18 protein-coding genes and 1 pseudogene are annotated in these 16,871 nt (G+C 59.6%); 9 read left to right on the top strand and 10 right to left on the bottom strand.

Translation table 11 applies throughout. The features are described 5' to 3' along the window. Positions 1–103: 103 nt before the first annotated feature. From panB to ATO3_RS24130, 5 genes are all read left to right on the top strand, one after another. Positions 104–931: a 3-methyl-2-oxobutanoate hydroxymethyltransferase gene (gene panB / locus ATO3_RS24150; protein ID WP_088652443.1), complete on the top strand. Its 828-nt coding sequence runs from the start codon at positions 104–106 to the stop codon at positions 929–931. Beyond that, positions 928–1,815: a pantoate--beta-alanine ligase gene (gene panC, locus ATO3_RS24145; protein WP_088652442.1), complete on the top strand. Its 888-nt coding sequence runs from the start codon at positions 928–930 to the stop codon at positions 1,813–1,815. The genes panB and panC overlap by 4 nt, the downstream gene beginning before the upstream one ends. Positions 1,816–1,994: 179 nt before the next feature. Continuing rightward, complete coding sequence (locus ATO3_RS24140; protein WP_088652441.1) at positions 1,995–2,213, top strand: hypothetical protein; 219 nt, start codon at positions 1,995–1,997, stop codon at positions 2,211–2,213. Beyond that, positions 2,210–2,791, top strand: coding sequence for a Fic/DOC family protein (locus tag ATO3_RS24135; protein ID WP_088652440.1), 582 nt, complete (start codon positions 2,210–2,212; stop codon positions 2,789–2,791). Before ATO3_RS24140 ends, ATO3_RS24135 begins: the two co-directional genes overlap by 4 nt. Positions 2,792–2,911: 120 nt before the next feature. Then, positions 2,912–4,207 (top strand): ATP-binding protein, encoded by a 1,296-nt coding sequence (locus ATO3_RS24130; protein WP_158218049.1) that lies wholly within the window; start codon positions 2,912–2,914, stop codon positions 4,205–4,207. A gap of 90 nt (positions 4,208–4,297) precedes the next feature. Here ATO3_RS24130 and ATO3_RS24125 read toward each other — a convergent pair whose 3' ends face one another. From ATO3_RS24125 to ATO3_RS24115, 3 genes are all read right to left on the bottom strand, one after another. Next, positions 4,298–5,173 carry a HEPN domain-containing protein gene (locus tag ATO3_RS24125; RefSeq protein WP_143747358.1) on the bottom strand — a complete coding sequence of 292 codons (876 nt, stop codon included), beginning with the start codon at positions 5,171–5,173 and terminating at the stop codon, positions 4,298–4,300. A gap of 99 nt (positions 5,174–5,272) precedes the next feature. Next, positions 5,273–5,881, bottom strand: coding sequence for an SMC-Scp complex subunit ScpB (gene scpB, locus ATO3_RS24120; protein WP_088652437.1), 609 nt, complete (start codon positions 5,879–5,881; stop codon positions 5,273–5,275). Continuing rightward, positions 5,878–6,831 (bottom strand): DUF1403 family protein, encoded by a 954-nt coding sequence (locus ATO3_RS24115; protein ID WP_088652436.1) that lies wholly within the window; start codon positions 6,829–6,831, stop codon positions 5,878–5,880. The genes scpB and ATO3_RS24115 overlap by 4 nt, the downstream gene beginning before the upstream one ends. Positions 6,832–6,956: 125 nt before the next feature. Between ATO3_RS24115 and ATO3_RS24110 the strand changes: the two genes are divergently transcribed. After that, complete coding sequence (locus tag ATO3_RS24110) at positions 6,957–8,054, top strand: tyrosine-type recombinase/integrase (RefSeq protein WP_035367105.1); 1,098 nt, start codon at positions 6,957–6,959, stop codon at positions 8,052–8,054. Between the two features lie 12 nt (positions 8,055–8,066). Here the strand turns inward: ATO3_RS24110 and repC are convergent, their stop codons facing one another. The 4 genes from repC to ATO3_RS24090 all read right to left on the bottom strand — a co-directional run bounded on the left by repC (position 8,067) and on the right by ATO3_RS24090 (position 12,648). Then, the gene (gene repC / locus ATO3_RS24105; RefSeq protein ID WP_028095334.1) at positions 8,067–9,347 is read right to left on the bottom strand and encodes a plasmid replication protein RepC; all 1,281 of its coding nucleotides are present in this window, start codon (positions 9,345–9,347) and stop codon (positions 8,067–8,069) included. A 160-nt stretch (positions 9,348–9,507) separates the two neighbouring features. After that, entirely contained in the window at positions 9,508–10,503 is a 996-nt protein-coding gene (repB, locus tag ATO3_RS24100) for a plasmid partitioning protein RepB (RefSeq protein ID WP_028095335.1), read from the bottom strand. Positions 10,504–10,606: 103 nt separating this feature from the next. Beyond that, entirely contained in the window at positions 10,607–11,818 is a 1,212-nt protein-coding gene (repA, locus tag ATO3_RS24095) for a plasmid partitioning protein RepA (protein WP_009574268.1), read from the bottom strand. A gap of 491 nt (positions 11,819–12,309) precedes the next feature. Beyond that, entirely contained in the window at positions 12,310–12,648 is a 339-nt protein-coding gene (locus ATO3_RS24090) for a DUF736 family protein (RefSeq protein ID WP_088652435.1), read from the bottom strand. Positions 12,649–13,243: 595 nt separating this feature from the next. On the opposite strand from ATO3_RS24090, the gene ATO3_RS29320 reads away from it, so the two are divergent. Both ATO3_RS29320 and ATO3_RS29315 read left to right on the top strand, forming a co-directional pair. Beyond that, positions 13,244–13,393: a hypothetical protein gene (locus ATO3_RS29320; RefSeq protein ID WP_229861747.1), complete on the top strand. Its 150-nt coding sequence runs from the start codon at positions 13,244–13,246 to the stop codon at positions 13,391–13,393. 18 nt (positions 13,394–13,411) lie between these two features. Then, positions 13,412–13,579 (top strand): hypothetical protein, encoded by a 168-nt coding sequence (locus tag ATO3_RS29315; RefSeq protein ID WP_229861748.1) that lies wholly within the window; start codon positions 13,412–13,414, stop codon positions 13,577–13,579. 120 nt (positions 13,580–13,699) lie between these two features. On the opposite strand, the gene ATO3_RS24075 is transcribed toward ATO3_RS29315, so the two are convergent. From ATO3_RS24075 to ATO3_RS24065, 3 genes are all read right to left on the bottom strand, one after another. Then, the gene (locus ATO3_RS24075; RefSeq protein WP_088652434.1) at positions 13,700–14,611 is read right to left on the bottom strand and encodes a DUF2493 domain-containing protein; all 912 of its coding nucleotides are present in this window, start codon (positions 14,609–14,611) and stop codon (positions 13,700–13,702) included. A 463-nt stretch (positions 14,612–15,074) separates the two neighbouring features. Next, on the bottom strand, positions 15,075–15,956 hold the full coding sequence (locus tag ATO3_RS24070) for a DUF7146 domain-containing protein (RefSeq protein WP_229861749.1): 882 nt from the start codon (positions 15,954–15,956) through the stop codon (positions 15,075–15,077). Continuing rightward, complete coding sequence (locus tag ATO3_RS24065; RefSeq protein ID WP_028095338.1) at positions 15,953–16,348, bottom strand: hypothetical protein; 396 nt, start codon at positions 16,346–16,348, stop codon at positions 15,953–15,955. The genes ATO3_RS24070 and ATO3_RS24065 overlap by 4 nt, the downstream gene beginning before the upstream one ends. Here ATO3_RS24065 and ATO3_RS24060 point away from each other — a divergent pair. Continuing rightward, a pseudogene (locus ATO3_RS24060) lies at positions 16,346–16,816 on the top strand (integrase core domain-containing protein); the annotation flags it as partial. The gene ATO3_RS24065 and the pseudogene ATO3_RS24060 sit on opposite strands and share 3 nt — an antisense overlap. Positions 16,817–16,871: the final 55 nt, after the last annotated feature.

Raw genomic sequence — 16,871 nt, 5'->3', positions numbered from 1 at the left:
TATATGACTTTTTCCCATAGTGCAACGCAATAATATTGTGCTGCACTTGCGAATAGGTCCCCAACCCGCTATCCCCTCCCAAGCCCGTCTGAGGAGGACCGACATGAGCCAATCCGCCCCGCAACGCAGCCTGACTGCCTCTGACATTCGCGCGCGCAAAGGGGCCGATCCGCTTGTCTGCCTGACCGCCTATACGACCCCCGTGGCCCAGCTGGCGGATGCGGAATGTGACCTTGTTCTGGTCGGTGACAGCGTCGGAATGGTGCTGCACGGGCTGCCCTCCACCCTCGACGTGACGATGGAGATGATGGTGATGCATGGTCGCGCCGTCTCCCGCGGCCTGCACCGCGCCCTGATGGTCGTCGACATGCCCTTCGGCAGTTACGAGGAATCCCCCGCTCAGGCCTTTCGCAACGCCGCCCGGCTGATGGCCGAAACCGGGGCCGGCGCGGTCAAGCTGGAAGGCGGCGCGCATATGGAGGACACGATCCGTTTCATCGTCGACCGCGGCATCCCCGTCATGGCCCATATCGGTCTGACACCTCAGGCGGTGAACGCGCTTGGCGGCTACAAGGTGCAGGGGCGCGGCGCAGATGCCGAACGGATCACCCAAGACGCCCGCGCCGTGACCCGCGCCGGGGCCTTCTCGGTCGTGCTGGAAAAGGTGCCCGCCACGCTGGCCGATCAGATCACCGCCGATATCGATATCCCCACGGTCGGCATCGGGGCCTCGGCCGGATGCGACGGACAGATCCTTGTGATCGACGACATGCTGGGGTTGTTTGATGCCTTCAAGCCCAAGTTCGTCAAACGCTATGGCGATCTGGCCAGCGACGCCCGGACAGCCATCCGCACCTATGCAGAAGAGGTCCGCGCCCGCAGCTTCCCCGCCCCCGAACATGTCTTTTCCCAAGAGGAACCCGGCAAATGAAGATCATCCGCACCAAGGCCGAGCTGCGCGCCCTGACCGAAAGCTGGCGCCGCGCCGGGGACAGCATCGGCGTCGTGCCGACCATGGGCGCGCTGCATGCCGGGCACCTTAGCTTGGTGGAACGGGCCTGCGCCGAAAATGACCGGGTGATCGTGACGCTGTTCGTGAACCCCAAACAGTTCAACAACCCCGAGGATCTGGCGAAATACCCTCGGACCGAAGACAGCGACGCCGCAAAGCTGACGCCCTATGGCGCGGATGTGCTTTACGTACCCGACGGCGCACAGATGTACCCCGAAGGTTTTGCCACCACGATCTCGGTCACCGGTGTCAGCGAAGGCCTGTGCGGCGGGGCGCGTCCGGGGCATTTCGACGGGGTGGCCACGGTGGTGACCAAGCTGTTCCTGCAATGCGATGCCGACCGCGCCTATTTCGGTGAAAAGGACTATCAGCAACTGCAGGTGGTGACCCGGCTGTGCGAGGATCTGGACCTGAATACGGAGATTGTCGGCTGTCCGACCATTCGCGAGGAAGACGGCCTCGCCATGTCTTCGCGCAACCTTCGGCTCGGTGCCGGGCCACGCAAAACGGCGCCGATGATCGCCCAGGTCTTGGAAGACGCGGCGCGTGTCATCGCCCGGGGCGGACACGTCGAGCAGACCATCGACAAGGCCAAGAAGGCCCTGCTCTCAGCCGGGTTCGACTCCATCGACTACCTCGAACTGCGCAGCGTTCCCGACCTGAAGCTGATGACGAGTGCAGACCGCCCCAGCCGCCTCTTCCTGGCGGCCTGGCTCGACGGTGTGCGCCTGATCGACAATGTCTTCGTTGCAGACCTCGCGAGCGTCGGGAAATCAAAAGATCGACCGCTCGAGCCGGCCTGAAAAGAGACAGGAGATGATAGGAGGGGCCATTATCGTTACCTGAGCGGAAGGCAGTTTCACAGTTTCCAAAGAATGGGATAGACGATCTCGACGGGACTCCAGTATGCTCCGCCAAGACGGTCATGACGCCGAGCGGAATCTTCATACACATTCAATTTGGAGCGTGATAAGTTGGCCGTATGGACAAGAGCACCGCACTCAAGAGATCGGCGACCACCGGACGCTTCGCGACCAAGCCACTAGGCAAGGACAAAGCCACGAAGTTTGCCAAAGTTGAGGGTGTTACGACCAGTTCGAAGTCCGCCAAAACTCTCAAGACCTATTCCGATCGCGGGCTCAAAGGCGATGCCCTTCGCTCAGCGATTACCGGTTCCTTCGTCACAAAAAAAGGTAAATGAGCCGGTACGACGCCACGGAGGACCCCCTCTGTTACCCCGGCACCAGCATTCTTCGGAACAAGGCTGACCTGACCGATCAGGACGAGCTTGATCAGTTCGAGCAACTCATGTTCTTGACCCGTTCCGAGGAAGCATTGCCTGAAGGTGCCCTCGACTATGAGCATTATCGAGCGATCCATCACCACTTCTTTCAAGACGTCTACGAGTGGGCGGGACAGGCAAGACAAATTCGAACCGCCAAAGGAGGGAACTGGTTTTGCTATCCAGAGTATATCGACGCCGAGATGAACCGCATTTTTCGTGAGCTCGCCGAAGAGAATCACCTGGCCGACACGAACAGTTTGCAAGACTTCGCCGCGCGCGCGGCCCACTACATCGCCGACATTAACGCCGTCCATCCATTTCGCGAGGGCAACGGGCGATGCCAACTCACTTTCCTCGATATCCTCATGCAGATCGCCGGGCTTGAGATGATCGAGTGCAACATCGATGAGAACGAATTCATCGACGCCATGATAGCAAGTTTCGTCGGCGACGAAGCTCCTCTCGTTGATGCCATCATCAAGATGGCAGGCTGACGCGAACGATTCGTGGCAGATGTTATCGGTCAATGCTGACCGCCTTGCGGTCGCCCTTGGCGCATCGTGAAGTAACGATAACGGAGAATTATGGCGCCTAGTGGCAACCTTGAAAGTATTTTGGGCCACGACAAGTTTCGACGCGAAGGCGTTGGTTCTCTGACTAAGTCCAATACCCGTTGTCTGGTCCTTGATGGTCCCTCGGGGTCGGGCAAAACATGGCTTGCCTCCGACATTGCTAGCGATGTTGCAGGCGCGACTCCCCTATTTGCAGTTGGAGATGCTGTCAGGCGCTCTGAGGATTTCGCTCCATTTGAAAGCCTGACGAGAAATCGGTCGGGCCTTGAAAAAGTCGTTGTCCAAGGTGGTCGAGTTGTTGCGGGAGCGGGCAGTTTTCTATCTGGTTTCGGTACCCTTGGGGCCACAGTCTTTGATTGGGCGGTGAACGCCTCAAAAGCTCTAACGCCGTCTAACTCAGCTGACTTCTCCGAGGAAGAGTGGAAGTGGCTTGGTAGGATTCGTCGCATGTCGCGTGGCAGAACCGTTGTCTTAGTCGCTGACAACATCCACTGGTGGGACGACGCATCATTCGCACTCTTAAAGAAATTAGGCGAAGCTAGGGATTGGGAGGAAGACGCGTTCCTAGCCAAGCTGAAAATGATCGTCGTCAAGACAACGGACCCTACCCAGATGGATTATCTCGGCAAAGACTTTGATCGGTGGGTAGAGCGAGTTCGGCCGGAACGTATCGAGCTGGAAAAGTGCAATGAAGGGAAGTTCGAAGAAGCGTTGAGGTGCTTTGGCGTAGAGGCTCGGATCGATGCTCCCATTCTCAAAGTCTTGTACGATCTGTCCGCGGGCAACCTAAAGCTGGCAAAACTTGTTTCGCAATCACTGCTAGACGGGTCGAACGCACAGCAGCTTGCCGAAGATGCAGCTTCTATGGGCCTGTTGAAGACGCTTTTAACAGTCAGGCGTTTCAGACTGGCGCTGGACCTACCTCTCATTCGAGAGATCGCCGCTCGGTCGATCAAAGAGGATATCTTCCTGATCATCGACGAGTGGGTGAACAAGACCCTCAATTTTCGTGAAACTAAGGTCACCTTTGGCGACCCGGATGCTGAACCGGAATACACCGTTGATACATGGCTCCCGCAGGGCGAACTGAATGAGCTTATGGCCGAGTACTTCCCCTGGCTCGATTACGAGTATGAGCATGAGATCGAAGATGGCAGTGGCGAAGTCGAGGGCCACACACTGCGTGTTGAGCTTAATGAGCTGGGGACGGGATTACTCACAGTTGAAACGTTCGTCGAGGAAGGAAAGGAAGTGGGCACACTGGAGCCCTGGTATGAGGATCAAAGTGACAGCATCGTGGAGCGCTATGGTTCGGATGACGACTGGGACCGAAATTGACGCCATCGGATCAGCAGACCCGGCCTGTTGTGCACCGACAGCGCCAATTTCCCGCATACTTCGAAAAGGCGGCAACTTCACTGGTAGGGTTTACGGACGCAGGCGCTCTGCGGCGTCTCGAAGCTGATCGGCGATGGCCTCTCCCAAGAAGATGTTTGAGGCAGCCCAATCAGCGAGTTCAGCAATTGTAGCGTTAGGGGCGACATCTCCCTCTTCGGGCACATAAGCTAAAATACGTCTGTAGAGAACCGGATTTGAAGCGGATGAGCCGTGAAAAATAGTACCGTGATCGTAATCCGCCGGGGCAAAAAGAAAATTCCCCTTGAAGAAGGCATCGCGCAGTTCGACACGACTTCGCGGACCCGTGAGCTTGGCCAGCCGCGACGTTACGCTGCGGGGCGAGAACGTCAAGGTTCGCCGCAGCTGATCCGCTATCGTCTGAGGTATGTCTGGATTTGACCTCATCCTCTCAGGAACGATGACATGATCCAGCCTGAATGCCACCCGACGCGCTGCCCATAGGAATTGATCCAGATGACACAGATCCTCCCAGCGTTTCGTGTACCCGTGCACGTTGTATCTCGAGCTCGGATCGCCAGCGGCGTTCAACCGCGCGACGAACGCCTGCGGGGTTTCCGATCGCCAGTGAAGATCGCCAAGCTCCACAGGTCTGGTCAGCGTGTCAGGAAAGAACTCGCCCGCGTAGCTTTCCACCTTTCTGAACAGGCGCTCCAAATTGTGACCAAACTTGTTGTGCCCATTGTTTTTGATGAGCGTTTCGCCGTTTAACAGCAGCGACGCCTTGAGGTACTTTTCTGTAGCTTGGGCCGCGTTCCAAAAGAAATCCTGATAGAGGCCACCGTGATAGGCGATGCGCGCCATGACGTAGTTTTCGTCGCCTGGATCAACAAACATGCTTGTGACGATGCTGTTTTTGAGGGCTTCAATCTCAGTGTTGGTCGACACATCGCACCTCGTCTTCCGGAGGAAAACGCTGGTCAAATGACCCGCGCATGTTCGTGTAGGACGAGCACCCAATTGCTCGGCCGAAAATGCGAAGCGACGTCATGATGGTTGGTCCCCGTGCAGTTCCAAATCCGGCAAATCGCGCAAGCTCTGGAGATCGAACGTCACCAGGAATGTCTCCGTCGTCACGAAGGTATGCGGCGCGCCGGATCGCGGCGACCGCGGCCCACTGGCAATCAGGTCCTTGTACCGCAGCCGGGCCAGCAGGTCGCGGCTGACCTCTTTGCCGAAGATGTCGGCGAGGCCCGCCCGGTCGATCGGTTGGTGATAGGCGATCGCGCAGAGCACCCCCATTTCCATCTCGGTAAAAGCCAGGGACTGGTCCCCTAGATCAGCGGCGGCCTTGATGGCATCTGCAAACTGCGTCTTGGTGCGGAACATCCAGCCACCGGCCACCTGAGCCAACTCGTAGGGGCGGTCGGTCAACTCGGCCTGGATGTCCTCGATCAGCATCTCGATCGAGGCCCCCTGCCCTACCACGCGCGCCAGATCCTCACGGCCGACCGGCGAGGCGGAGGCGAAGAGCACCGCCTCGATCCGCCCCATCCATTCGCGCCAGCGCAGTGCCTGTGGCAGATCGTCAAGCTCCCGATCGAAGAAGCCGCCGCCCTCCTCCGCCGGTTTCCGTTTTCTTGTCCCGACCGTCATGATGCGATCCCGTAGAGCCGGAAGGTCGACCTCCCGGTCAGTTCCCGTGCCACGCCCAACTCAACAAGCCGGTCGCAAAACCGCCGCGCAGCGCGGTCAGTCATGGGGATCGACGTTCCACGAATACGCGGCGACAGCATCGACGCCGGAGCCACGGCATCCTCGGTCAGGAACAGATCGACGGCCGCGTCCGATCCTTTGGCTCGCAGTTTCGGCGCCACGGAACGAAGAGCGTCGGCACGACGGGCCAGTTCTCGCGCCAATCGGATCGACTCTTCGACGGACTCGAGGATCCGCCCCTCGACTGCCAGATCGGCCCCCTGCCCTTCTGCGGTCAGGTCGCGCAGAGCCGCCTTTGTCAACCGCTGCGTAGTCACCGGCAGCACCTGCTTCCAGTTCAGCGCCTGTGCCAGGGCGATGTCCGAGAGCAGACAGGCGACCCGCTCCGCCCGGTCGTCGACCTCGAGCACGGCGCGCAGGACGGCGACGCAACCCGACAAAGGGCCATAGGTCCGTGCGTGTTCCAATCCCACGTCAAGCCAGACACCCACCTCGCCAGCGAAGTCCGAGCCAACCAAGTCAGCGATCTCGCCCGCACCGCTTGTCCTCATACGCACAGCCTCGCGCCAAAACGCCAGCAGATCGCCATCCGGACCCCGCGCTTCGCCCGGCGGTGTCAGGTGGTAGGCGTCGCGGATATCTGCTTCCTTTGCCAGCCGACCCTCCAGTTTCGAGGTTGCCACTGCGGCACTCAGCGCCAGCCGGTTGGCGAGCAGTTTCAGCGGCACACCATGCCTCGGATCGCCAATCAGTTGATCGAGCACCGTGAGCACCGCCCCGAACCGAAAGGCCACAGTTTCAGGGGTTTCCGCACGGCCGGTGGTGACCCAGCCCGGCAACTGCGGTAGGGTATCTAGGTCGTTCGAGATGGCCGTTGGCTGATATGTCATGCCACAACACTAATCTCTCACGGCGCTTTTGCCTACAATATAGTGTAGGAACCGCCCCACTTCGCAGCCCCTTGCTATGCCCAATAAGTTTGCATTATCGGACACAAAAGGATATGCTCAGAGGCATGTCAGAAAGCACCGAGAAATCGACCTCAGACGTGCCAATCGGGCCTTCGTCCAACGAGGACAACGAGAGAGATCATCCTGACGGCGAGGTCTTGAGCCTGCCTTCCTTTGTCGCGGGCTCAGGCACGCTCGATCAGCTGGTCGATACGGCTCGCGACTATGCACGCGCGGCAGCGTCGGACAACACGCTGAAGGCCTATGCGAAGGATTGGGCGCACTTCGCGCGCTGGTGCCGGTTGAAGGGCACCGAGCCGCTGCCTCCGTCGCCGGAGATGATCGGCCTCTACCTTGCGGATCTCGCGACCGGCTCACGTCCCTCCCCTGCCCTGTCCGTCTCAACCATCGACCGCCGTCTGTCAGGTCTCGCCTGGAACTACGCACAGCGCGGCTTTTCCCTCGATCGCAAGAACCGACATATCGCCACGGTGTTGGCCGGGATCAAGCGAAAGCACGCGCGACCACCAGTTCAGAAGGAGGCCATCCTGGCCGAGGACATCCTCGCGATGGTCGCCACCCTGCCATATGATCTGCGCGGGCTGCGGGATCGGGCGATCCTGCTGGTGGGATATGCAGGAGGCTTGCGCCGCTCGGAAATCGTTAGCCTTGACGTCCACAAGGACGACACGCCGGATTCTGGCGGCTGGATCGAGATCTTCGAGAAAGGCGCCCTCCTGACCCTCAACGCCAAAACCGGTTGGCGCGAAGTCGAGATCGGCCGCGGCTCCAAGGATCAGACCTGCCCCGTGCACGCGCTGGAGCAATGGCTGCACTTCGCGAAGATCGACTTCGGTCCGGTCTTCGTCGGCACCTCGCGCGATGGCAACCGCGCCACTGAAACGCGACTGAATGACAAGCATGTTGCGCGCCTGATCAAGCGGACGGTCCTGGACGCCGGCATCCGATCCGAGCTGCCCGAAAAGGAACGCCTGGCGCTGTTCTCCGGCCATTCGCTGCGCGCCGGTCTCGCCAGCTCCGCCGAAGTCGACGAGCGCTACGTTCAAAAACAGCTTGGTCATGCCTCGGCCGAGATGACCCGCCGCTACCAGCGCCGGCGCGACCGGTTCCGCGTGAACCTAACCAAGGCCGCCGGACTCTGATCCCCTGCCCCATCACGCCGCCTGCCCACTGAGCCTGCCATAGAAGCTGCGCTCGAGATGCAGCTCCCCTGCCCCGGCCTTCTCGACCATGCCGCGCAGATATCCGCCCGGCGAGGAAACTTCGCCCGCGCAATGCTTCTCGAAGACAAGCGCCAGCGCCGCTGTCGCCACCTGTTTGCCCAGCCGGTCTTGCGCCACGTTCCACGCATGCTCGGACACCCCGATCATCGGCCTGAGCTGCCCGGCAACCCGGTGCAGATCGCCCCAATCCTTCAGGAAGCCGCCCATATTACGCGCCCAGGACGCGAATTCGGGACAGGCCTGCATCACTGTGGGCAGATCCAGTGCCGCGCGCTTCTTGCGGACTTCAGCCACCCACTCTTCCAGCTCCCTGTCAACCTGATCTTCGGGCTGAGCATTGGGCACCACGGCCGCGACTTCCTCATTTTCTGAGGAATTACGAGTTACAGGATCAAGTTGGTTTGTAATTAGTATATGAGGGTCAGAAATGACCTCCCTGGGGTTCATTTCTTGAGTCTTCTCGGGAACTTGTTCCTTGGCTTCGGGCGCGTTTTCCACAGGTTGAACGACCTCGGTTGCCTTGAGATAGGCCGCTTCGACGCGCTCCTGAAGTTCCTTGAACCAGGTCAGCAACCGCGCAAGTTGCTCAGAGGCTTCATGACGGCGCGGAAGCCGATCAAGAAGCTCCTCGAAGAGGCCTGTGAATTGCGTCCAAGGACCGCGCAGCGCGCTGCTGACGGCGGTCTCGATCCGCGCGCGGATCATCCGGCGTGCCACGGTGATCTGGCGCTTCAAGCGCTGGCAGAGCTCGCGTTCGGCCTGCAAATCGCTATGCAGTTCCTCGAACTCCTCGACGCGAGCTGCGAGCGGCGACAGATCGAAGCCATAGGCCTCCACGATGCGCCCCTCAGCGTCCCTACGGCCCCAACGCTTGCCGTTCGGGCTGTCCTGGAAGGAGATCACGCCGATCTCGGCCAGGCGCCGCGCATGGCGTTTCAGCGCGGAAAGCGAGAAGCCCGTCTGCTCTATCAGATAGGCGTTCGATGCCCAGACGATCGGGCGCTGACCCTCCTCCCAGTCCTGGGCCTGGGTAAACGCCCCGAGCGTGTCGAGGAGCATCATGTCCCCCGCCTTGAGGCCAATGTAGGCTCCGACCCGCTTCACGGCCACGAAGGCCCGCGTTTTGGGTACAGCTACCTGTTCACCGGCTTGGGCAAGCTGCTCTGCAATGCCAAGACCCGGTGTCGGCTTGCGCCAACCTGTATGCTTCATGCCTGTTTCTCACCTCCAGTTATGTGGAGGCAAAAGAAAGCCGTTCGCCGAAGTGGCGTTCTTGTTGACAGTGATTCGCGGGAGAGATATCTTCTAAGCGACCAAACTTTTCAGATTAGCTCTCAGGCCACGCTGCTTGGGGGCTTTTCTTTTGCCTAGATCATTGTTCTGACTGCTCCTCTTTCGTCGCGAGGAATTCGCTGTACAGCTGATCAAGCCGACCCGAGAGAAAGTCTCCGAACTCGGTTGAATCTTGTGCCGTAAGCGAAATGCTGAATGCCTTTCCGGAACGACCGATGACTCCCTTGATGCGGCCTTTGCCGGCAGTCCAGGTTCGTTTCTTGGGCGCGGCACGCGTTTTTCGGCGCTTCGGCACCCTACCCGCTTCTGCCAGCTTGCTATGCAGGAACTCAAAGCGAGCATCACTGTCGAGGTTCTGAAACCCGTCGAACTCCAGAGCTCCCTCGAGGATCTTGTCATTCGATGGTTCCGAAGCCAACTTTTTGAAGTCTTCCCAGCGATCACGCCCAATCTGCTTGGCCGGCCCAATCTGTTCGATGACGTACCTAGGGACGTTCTGCGCCACTGACAGCATCCGTGAAAGCAACGTCCCATCGATGGTAAGTGCGGACTGGATCACGTCCTTTGCTTGTCCCATATCCAAGAGGCTCTTCGCAAAAAGGGCCTTCTCAATAAAAGAGAGGTCTGCGCGCGCAGTGTTTTCCTGCCCTTGAGCAAGAATGTGGGCCACATCGTCCATTGGTTTTACAACTGCGCGAACCTTACGGCCGAGCGCCGATGCAACGCGCACACGGCGATGCCCGAAGACGATCATATAGCGGCCATCCGCTTCCGGATGCGGTCTAAGCAGTACCGGCGTGTCCTGGCGACCCGCTGCGATCGATGCTTTCAGTTCGTCGAAAGCAACATCGTCATCACTAAGCCGATCCGAAACGAATGACACATCGATCAATTGCGGATCGATCTCGACAATGGTTTCACCTTCAAGGAGACGCTTCGAGTTTTCCGCAAGGCTATCAATCGAAACCTTCATCGATTTCGAAGCACCGCGCATTGCGTATCCAGAGCGACCGGAATCCTTGGGCTGCTCCGGCGAGCCCGCCATAACGCTCTTCAGGAGGTCTTTGCGAGCCATCAAGCCATCTCCTTTTCGTCCAAATCCAACCAAAGCGCCGCGCGCATTTCGACAGTTGCACGGCTGTCAAAACTAGCTCTCTGCACGGCTGTCAAAACCTTAGTCATTCACGCCCCCAAGCCTTGTGGATCAGTTCGGCGATTTCATCGTTCACGTCATTCAAAGATGTCACTGCGCGGTCATAAGTAGTCCGCACGAATTGAGACCGTTCAACTTCGTAAAGCGTCTGCTTCGTAATCCCAGCGTCGGAGATCGCCGTAGACTTCAGCACAGGAGCCGACAGCATCTGATTTGGGAACATCGCCTGGAGGAACCCAACCATCTGCTTTTGGGGACCGTCCGTTGGTTCAAATCGCGTTACCAGGTAACGGAACCACTTCAGGCGCATGTTCGCTCCAGCGTCACGGATCGTCTTCATGATTCCGCCCAGCATCAGGAGAAACTGGCTCATCGACATGACGTCCAGCATCTGAGGATGGACTGTCACAATGACCGAGGAAGAAGCCGTGAGAGCAGTGAGCGTGAGGTAGCCCAGTTGAGGAGGGCAATCGATCACAACCACGTCATAGCGGTCATCAACCTCGCTAAGCGCCTTCGATATGCGAGTGAAGAAGGTACGGCCCTCGTGGGGATCGCTGCTCGTCAAAGCAACCGGGGTATCGTATTCGTACTCTTGAAGCTCGAGACTTGCCGGCACGATATCAAGGTTGGGAAAGTTCGTTGGCCGGATCACCTCTGAGATCGGCTTACGCTCGTCATCATAGCGAAGTGTCTCGTAGAGCGAAGGCACGTCGTCGAGTTCAGGCTGAATGCCATGCAAAGCTGTGAGCGAGGCCTGAGGGTCCAAGTCGATCGCAAGAACTCGATGCCCTTTCAACGCCAAGTGCTGCGCGAGGTGGGCGGCGGTAGTGGTCTTTCCACTTCCTCCTTTGAAGTTCACGACGGACACGACGTGCAGTTCTTCACCAGGCTGCCGATAGGGGACATAACGGCGTTTTCCGGGGCGGCCATGCTTGTCGAGATAAGCTCTCAGTTCCAGCATCTGCTCGGCCGAGTAGCTGCGCCTCCCGGACGATGATGTTTCAGGTTCAGGACCTTTGCCTTCGAGATGAAGCTTCTTGATGGTCGACTGCGTCACGCCGAGATAGTAAGCAACCTCGGCCAATGAAAACTGACGTAGACCTTTTTGGGCGTCCGGAGGATACTGTTCCTGCCGCAACATATTGAGGCGGTCGGAAATCAACTCTCCTTGCTGTAGGATGATCTCGTCGAAGGGTTGATCCTTCGTATCAGCCGCAAAAGACCGTTCTCGCATCCGCCTGTCCTCTAAATATCGCTTTTTCAGCGATTTCGCTCATTAAAGTGTCATCTACACGGAAAACTGAGTCTTAACAACGATTTTCGCCCGGCGGTTAGATCTTACCCAATCTACCAGCGTGCCTAGATGCCTCGACAAAGTATAGCGATCGAGGAATGTAGCTACCCAATATCTTGGGGAAACTGTCACTCGCTCGGATGTGTAGTCAACTTTAACTTCGCGCCAGTTACATTCAACTATCTGTTTTTGTTTCTTTTTTCACCGCTGCACGGCTGTCAAAATGCAAGATGCTGGAAGCCTCATGGCGCTAGGGGAACTACGAACCCGTCTCCTCCGAAGCGGATTGCATCATCATCACCTTGCGCCAATTCAGTGATCGGTTGCTTCCACCAAGCGGACCAACCACTGGCTCCAAAATGTGGGGAATGCGTTTCAGCGCGAAGGGAAACAGAGGAAATCGGCTGGGTTGTCCCAGCCGATTCTTTACGTCACGCAGCGTCTTTCGGCCCCCAAGGGATGACGGCCTGCAGGGACAGATCGTTCTGGTTCGCGGCCTTGCCGAGGTTGGCGTTGAAGCCGTGGTCGCGGATGGTCAGCGTATAGTAGTCGGCGCCGGTCTCCTTGTTCTGCTTCCTCCAGATCCCGCCGCACTCGACCAGCTTGCCGCGCGGGGAGCGGCCGAGGCCGCGGTGCGTGGGGGCCATCGGGTTCACGCTTGCGACGGGTTCGACCGTGATGTCGAGGTCGAAGGTCAGGGTCAAGATGGAGCCGACGCCCTTGGCGGTTTCGATGTCGGCGCTGGTGAATTTGATGCAGTTCGTGGTCATCGCTCTTCTCCTTGTTTGCGTTGCAATGATGGTCACCTTGCAGCGGGCAAGGCCCGGCCACACCGAAGGCGGAGCGCAGCGGAGAGGGGCAGGCGCCGGTCTTTTTGCCTCGCGAGGAATGGCCCGCAGGGACAGGGGAAAAAGATCGGTGACAACCTTTTGGACGGGACGACAGCTGCGACCAGCATGTCATGCAACTCAGACAAAGGGAGAAGTGCGGCGGCCGCGAAGGAAACTGGGTGAACTGCCGACAGCCAGGAACGCCGATGCGTCCTTTGCACAGGCTCGCCAGATCTTTCGATACACACCACGACCTATCGCAACGCGACACCGGCCCGTATTCAGCTCCTCGGTCGGGTCACTAGGGGCCTCAAGCAGAGAGTGCTCTGACAGGCAGGAGAAGATGAAATGCCAGGGCGAAGACACGCGCATCTGTTCCCGACGGCTTCAATCCCGGCCGCGTTGCGAACTTCGAAGATGTCCCGTATGGGATTGCGAAACTGAGCAAACGACGCATGCGACTCGGAAGATCGGGTAGAAGCTCGGGCCCGCTCCAATCCCGATACGTGTCGGCATAAGTGAAGAGGATAAGCTGTTGGACGGCGCAACACCGAATGTGGTCACCGAGGATGGCCTGCGCGATCTGCACTCAGATGGCTACCTCATCGAGGTGATCTGCAACCAGACTGCCGGGAAGCGCCACAACAGTTGGCATGGCGCCTGGGCCGTGCACGCGGTGACGTAGGATGGCCAGGATGCGAAGATGCTTGTCACGAGCCGTAGCGTCTTCAAATTGCGCGAGTTCAAGACGATCGTCGGATTGGTCAGTTTCCTGGCCGACATGGGCTGCCTTTCGGCGAATATCCCGCTGACGACCGGACGACGTGAGCGTCAGGAGGCTTCAGAGGGTCTCGCCACAGCCGCCAGTTAGAAATGGTGTTAACACTCACGGCGGTCTGACAGACCAAATCCCGCAGAAGTGCGCAGCTCTGCGCACTCATAGAGCGAACCGCACAGTGTGCTCTGACTGATGTCATGGTAGAACCGGGGCCTAAGCCCCGATCCTCTTGATGCGGATCCCGAGCTTGCGGGCCTTGTCGACGATGTTCTCGGTGATGCCCGAACCGGGCGTTGCGATCAGACCCTGCGGCATGGTCTCGAGCATCTTGTCATTGCGCTTGAAGGGAGCCGCCTTGCCGTGGCTCTCCCAGTCGGGCTTGAAGACTACCTGGGTGACGCCCCGAGTATCTGCCCAGCGGGCCGCGATCATCTCGGCACCTTTCGGCGTGCCGCCGTGCAGCAGCACCATGTCGGGGAATTTGGCGTGCGTGGCGTCGAGCACGGACCAGATCAGATCGTAGGCGTGATAGCCCCCGCCCGAGAAGGCGATCCGCGTGCCTTCGGGGCAGTGTACCTCTGTCTCCTTGCGTCGCTTGGCCGAGAGGTAGGCCCGGCTGTCCACCACGGCGGAAGTCAGGCCGCGATGCGAGACCTTGGATCCGGTGCGGGGCAGCCAGGGTGAACCCGTGGCGGCCGAAAAGTGGTCCACGGCCAGATCGCGCATCTGCTCGAAAGCGTCGCGATGGTCCCAGAGTTTGAGCCCGATCATTTGGAGGCGCTCTAGTTCGACCGAGGCGACCTCTGAGCCGTCCTGGATGGCCAGACTTTCCCGGACCTCGAATTCGTTGTCGTCGAGCAGCTTCTGGATATGGGTGAGCCGGCGATGGAAGATTGAGGTCAGGGACCAGAGCATCTCTTCGAGATTGTCTTCCAACTGGCTGCCGGTGATGAGGCCGGTGGTGGTGTCAAAGAGCGCCGCCATGGCGAGCTCGACCTCGTCAGGCTGGGGCAGGGGGCGGTGATCGGTCTCGCCGGGCCCTGGCGTTGCGCCGTGAAGTGCGAGGTGGTCGAGGATGGCGGAGGTCACGCCGGTTTCCTCTTGGACGTCTGTCTGATGGGGCATTGTCTGGTTCCTCTGTTTGATCTGACCCGATTTGGATGGGGCGATACCAGGACCGGCGGCGACCGGGCCGCATCCGTCAGGATCGGAGCGAAGCGGAGAATGCGCCGCGGGCCGGAAAATTGGTCCCGCGAGGAATGAGCCGAAGGCTCAGGGGAATTTTCCGGGTAGCGGCGCATTGCTGCCCGGGCGAGGGGCACTCAGCCCCGACCCGCCGGTCCATCGCTCCCAATATCCAAACGGGATCAGATCGAACCCGCGGAACCTTTGCCCTGTTGGACATCCAAGAGGATGGTGGCGGTCACCCGTCCTCGATCTCCAGACCTTGTGCTTTCATGGCCTCTATCAGCGACCGGCGCAGCGTATCCTTGCCAAGTGCCTGCAAATCGTCGTTGAAATCGCCCATGTTTGGCACGAGATCACCACAGGTAATTCCCCGAGATTCCAGTTGGTTACGAAATCTCTTTCATGCGTTACGTCCGGCTTCGTCATTGTCCCGCGCGATCCAGATACGCTTGATCCCCGGCGGCGGGATGAACAGCCCGAGATGGGTGGCGGTGAGACAGGAGGCGAGATCGAACTCGGGGAGAGCGGTGCCCACCGAAAGGGTGTTCTCGAGACCTTCGCCGACGATGAGATCAGAGCGGCCCGTGCCGGACCAGAAGCGGATGGCATGGCCGTGAAGCTGCCCGAGGATCCGCTTCGGGCTCTCGATCCCGGCCAGACCGCCGGTGGACGGGTCTAGATAGAACCGCGCGCATCCAGTGATCTGGCCGCGAATATCGGTGATCTTCGCGAGCAGGGCAGGAGCCCTTTGCGGCGGATCGGCGTCGTCCGTGCCGTGCCGCAGGAAGACCCGTGGGTGATAGCGCAGGGCCGAACCCAGCCGTGTGATGCCACGCCCCTGCAGATAGGTGGCGGCCAGGGTGCCCAGGACCGGCTTGCCAGCGGCAAAGAGTTTGCGCGTCCGCGCGATGCGTTTGCTCGAGGCGGCATCTGGTTGCTCACGGGTTTGGGTGTCTCGCGGCACGGCCGGGCAGGGGGCCTCGCCAAGGAAAGACCGGGCCTCCCACAGCGTCTCTTTGAGCGTGATCGACCCAAGCCGTTCATGCAGCAGGTCGATCAAGTCGCCATATTCACCCGTCGCGTAATCGGTCCAGGACCCGGCCTTGCGCCCACCCTGGGCCTGGAGCCGGATGGCAAGGCTCTGCCCCTTTGCGCCCGAAGTGTCACCAACCTGCCAATAATTGCCCTGCTTGCGCCCCTCGGGGAAATACTGGCGGCAGAAGCTCTCGGCCCGGTCTGCCAGATCGGCCGAGAGGTCCGCGATACTGCGCCCCGCGCTCATGCTGCGGCATCCGCTGCACTGCCGCCAACAGGATACTCCGCGAGAACCCGCACCAGCACCTCGGTGCCATCCACCGGGATGAACACCCGCGTCTTCCACTGGATCACCTCGGTGAAACAGCCCATCGCCTTCAGTGCAGGCAGGGCCGTGCCCGACGCGCTGTTCAATTCCAGCCTCGGCTGACCCATGACCAGCGAGCGGCGCAGCTGGTAGCCGCCAAGGAGGCTCAGGGTCGTCTTCGCGTCCATGACCGCGCCGAACACCTCCTGCGGCGTCATCTCGATCTGACAATCGAGACCCAAGCGCGCATAGACATTGAGAAGCTGCTCCTGACTGACCAGACGGCCGATAGCGCGTTCCCCGTCTTCAGTCTGCAGGCGGTAGATGCGCATGACCAGCTTGCCATGGGCAAGAAGCTGCGCGTCCTGACGGTCGTGGACACGTTCTCGCGTTATTCGCCGGTGCTGGATGTTCGGTTCAGTTATCGCGGGGAAGACGTGGTCGCCACCCTGGATCGGGTGTGCCGCCGGATCGGCTATCCGAAGACGATCCGGGTCGACCAGGGTAGCGAGTTCATCTCCCGCGACATGGACCTCTGAGCCTATCAGCGCGGCGTGATCCTCGACTTCTCACGGCCCGGTAAGCCGACCGATAACGCTTTCATCGAGGCCTTTAACGGACGGTTCCGGCAGGAGTGCCTGAACACACATTGGTTCATGAACCTTGCGGATGCCTGCGAAAAAGTGGAGGCTTGGCGGAGATACTACAATGACGAACGGCCACACAGCGCGATCGGGAACAAACCGCCGATCCTGCTGACGAAATCGGGAGGCGCAACCAGCCCGTCACCCCGATCATAGTGACCTGCTTCCCGCTTCCTGGACCGGATCGAGCTGGGATTTTCCAGTTTAGGAT

It is taken from the genome of Marinibacterium profundimaris, from assembly GCF_002210095.1.
Taxonomy (GTDB): Bacteria; Pseudomonadota; Alphaproteobacteria; order Rhodobacterales; family Rhodobacteraceae; genus Marinibacterium; species Marinibacterium profundimaris.
The sequence above is the reverse complement of the archived record's forward strand: the minus strand, read 5'-3'. Positions and strand labels throughout refer to the sequence as shown.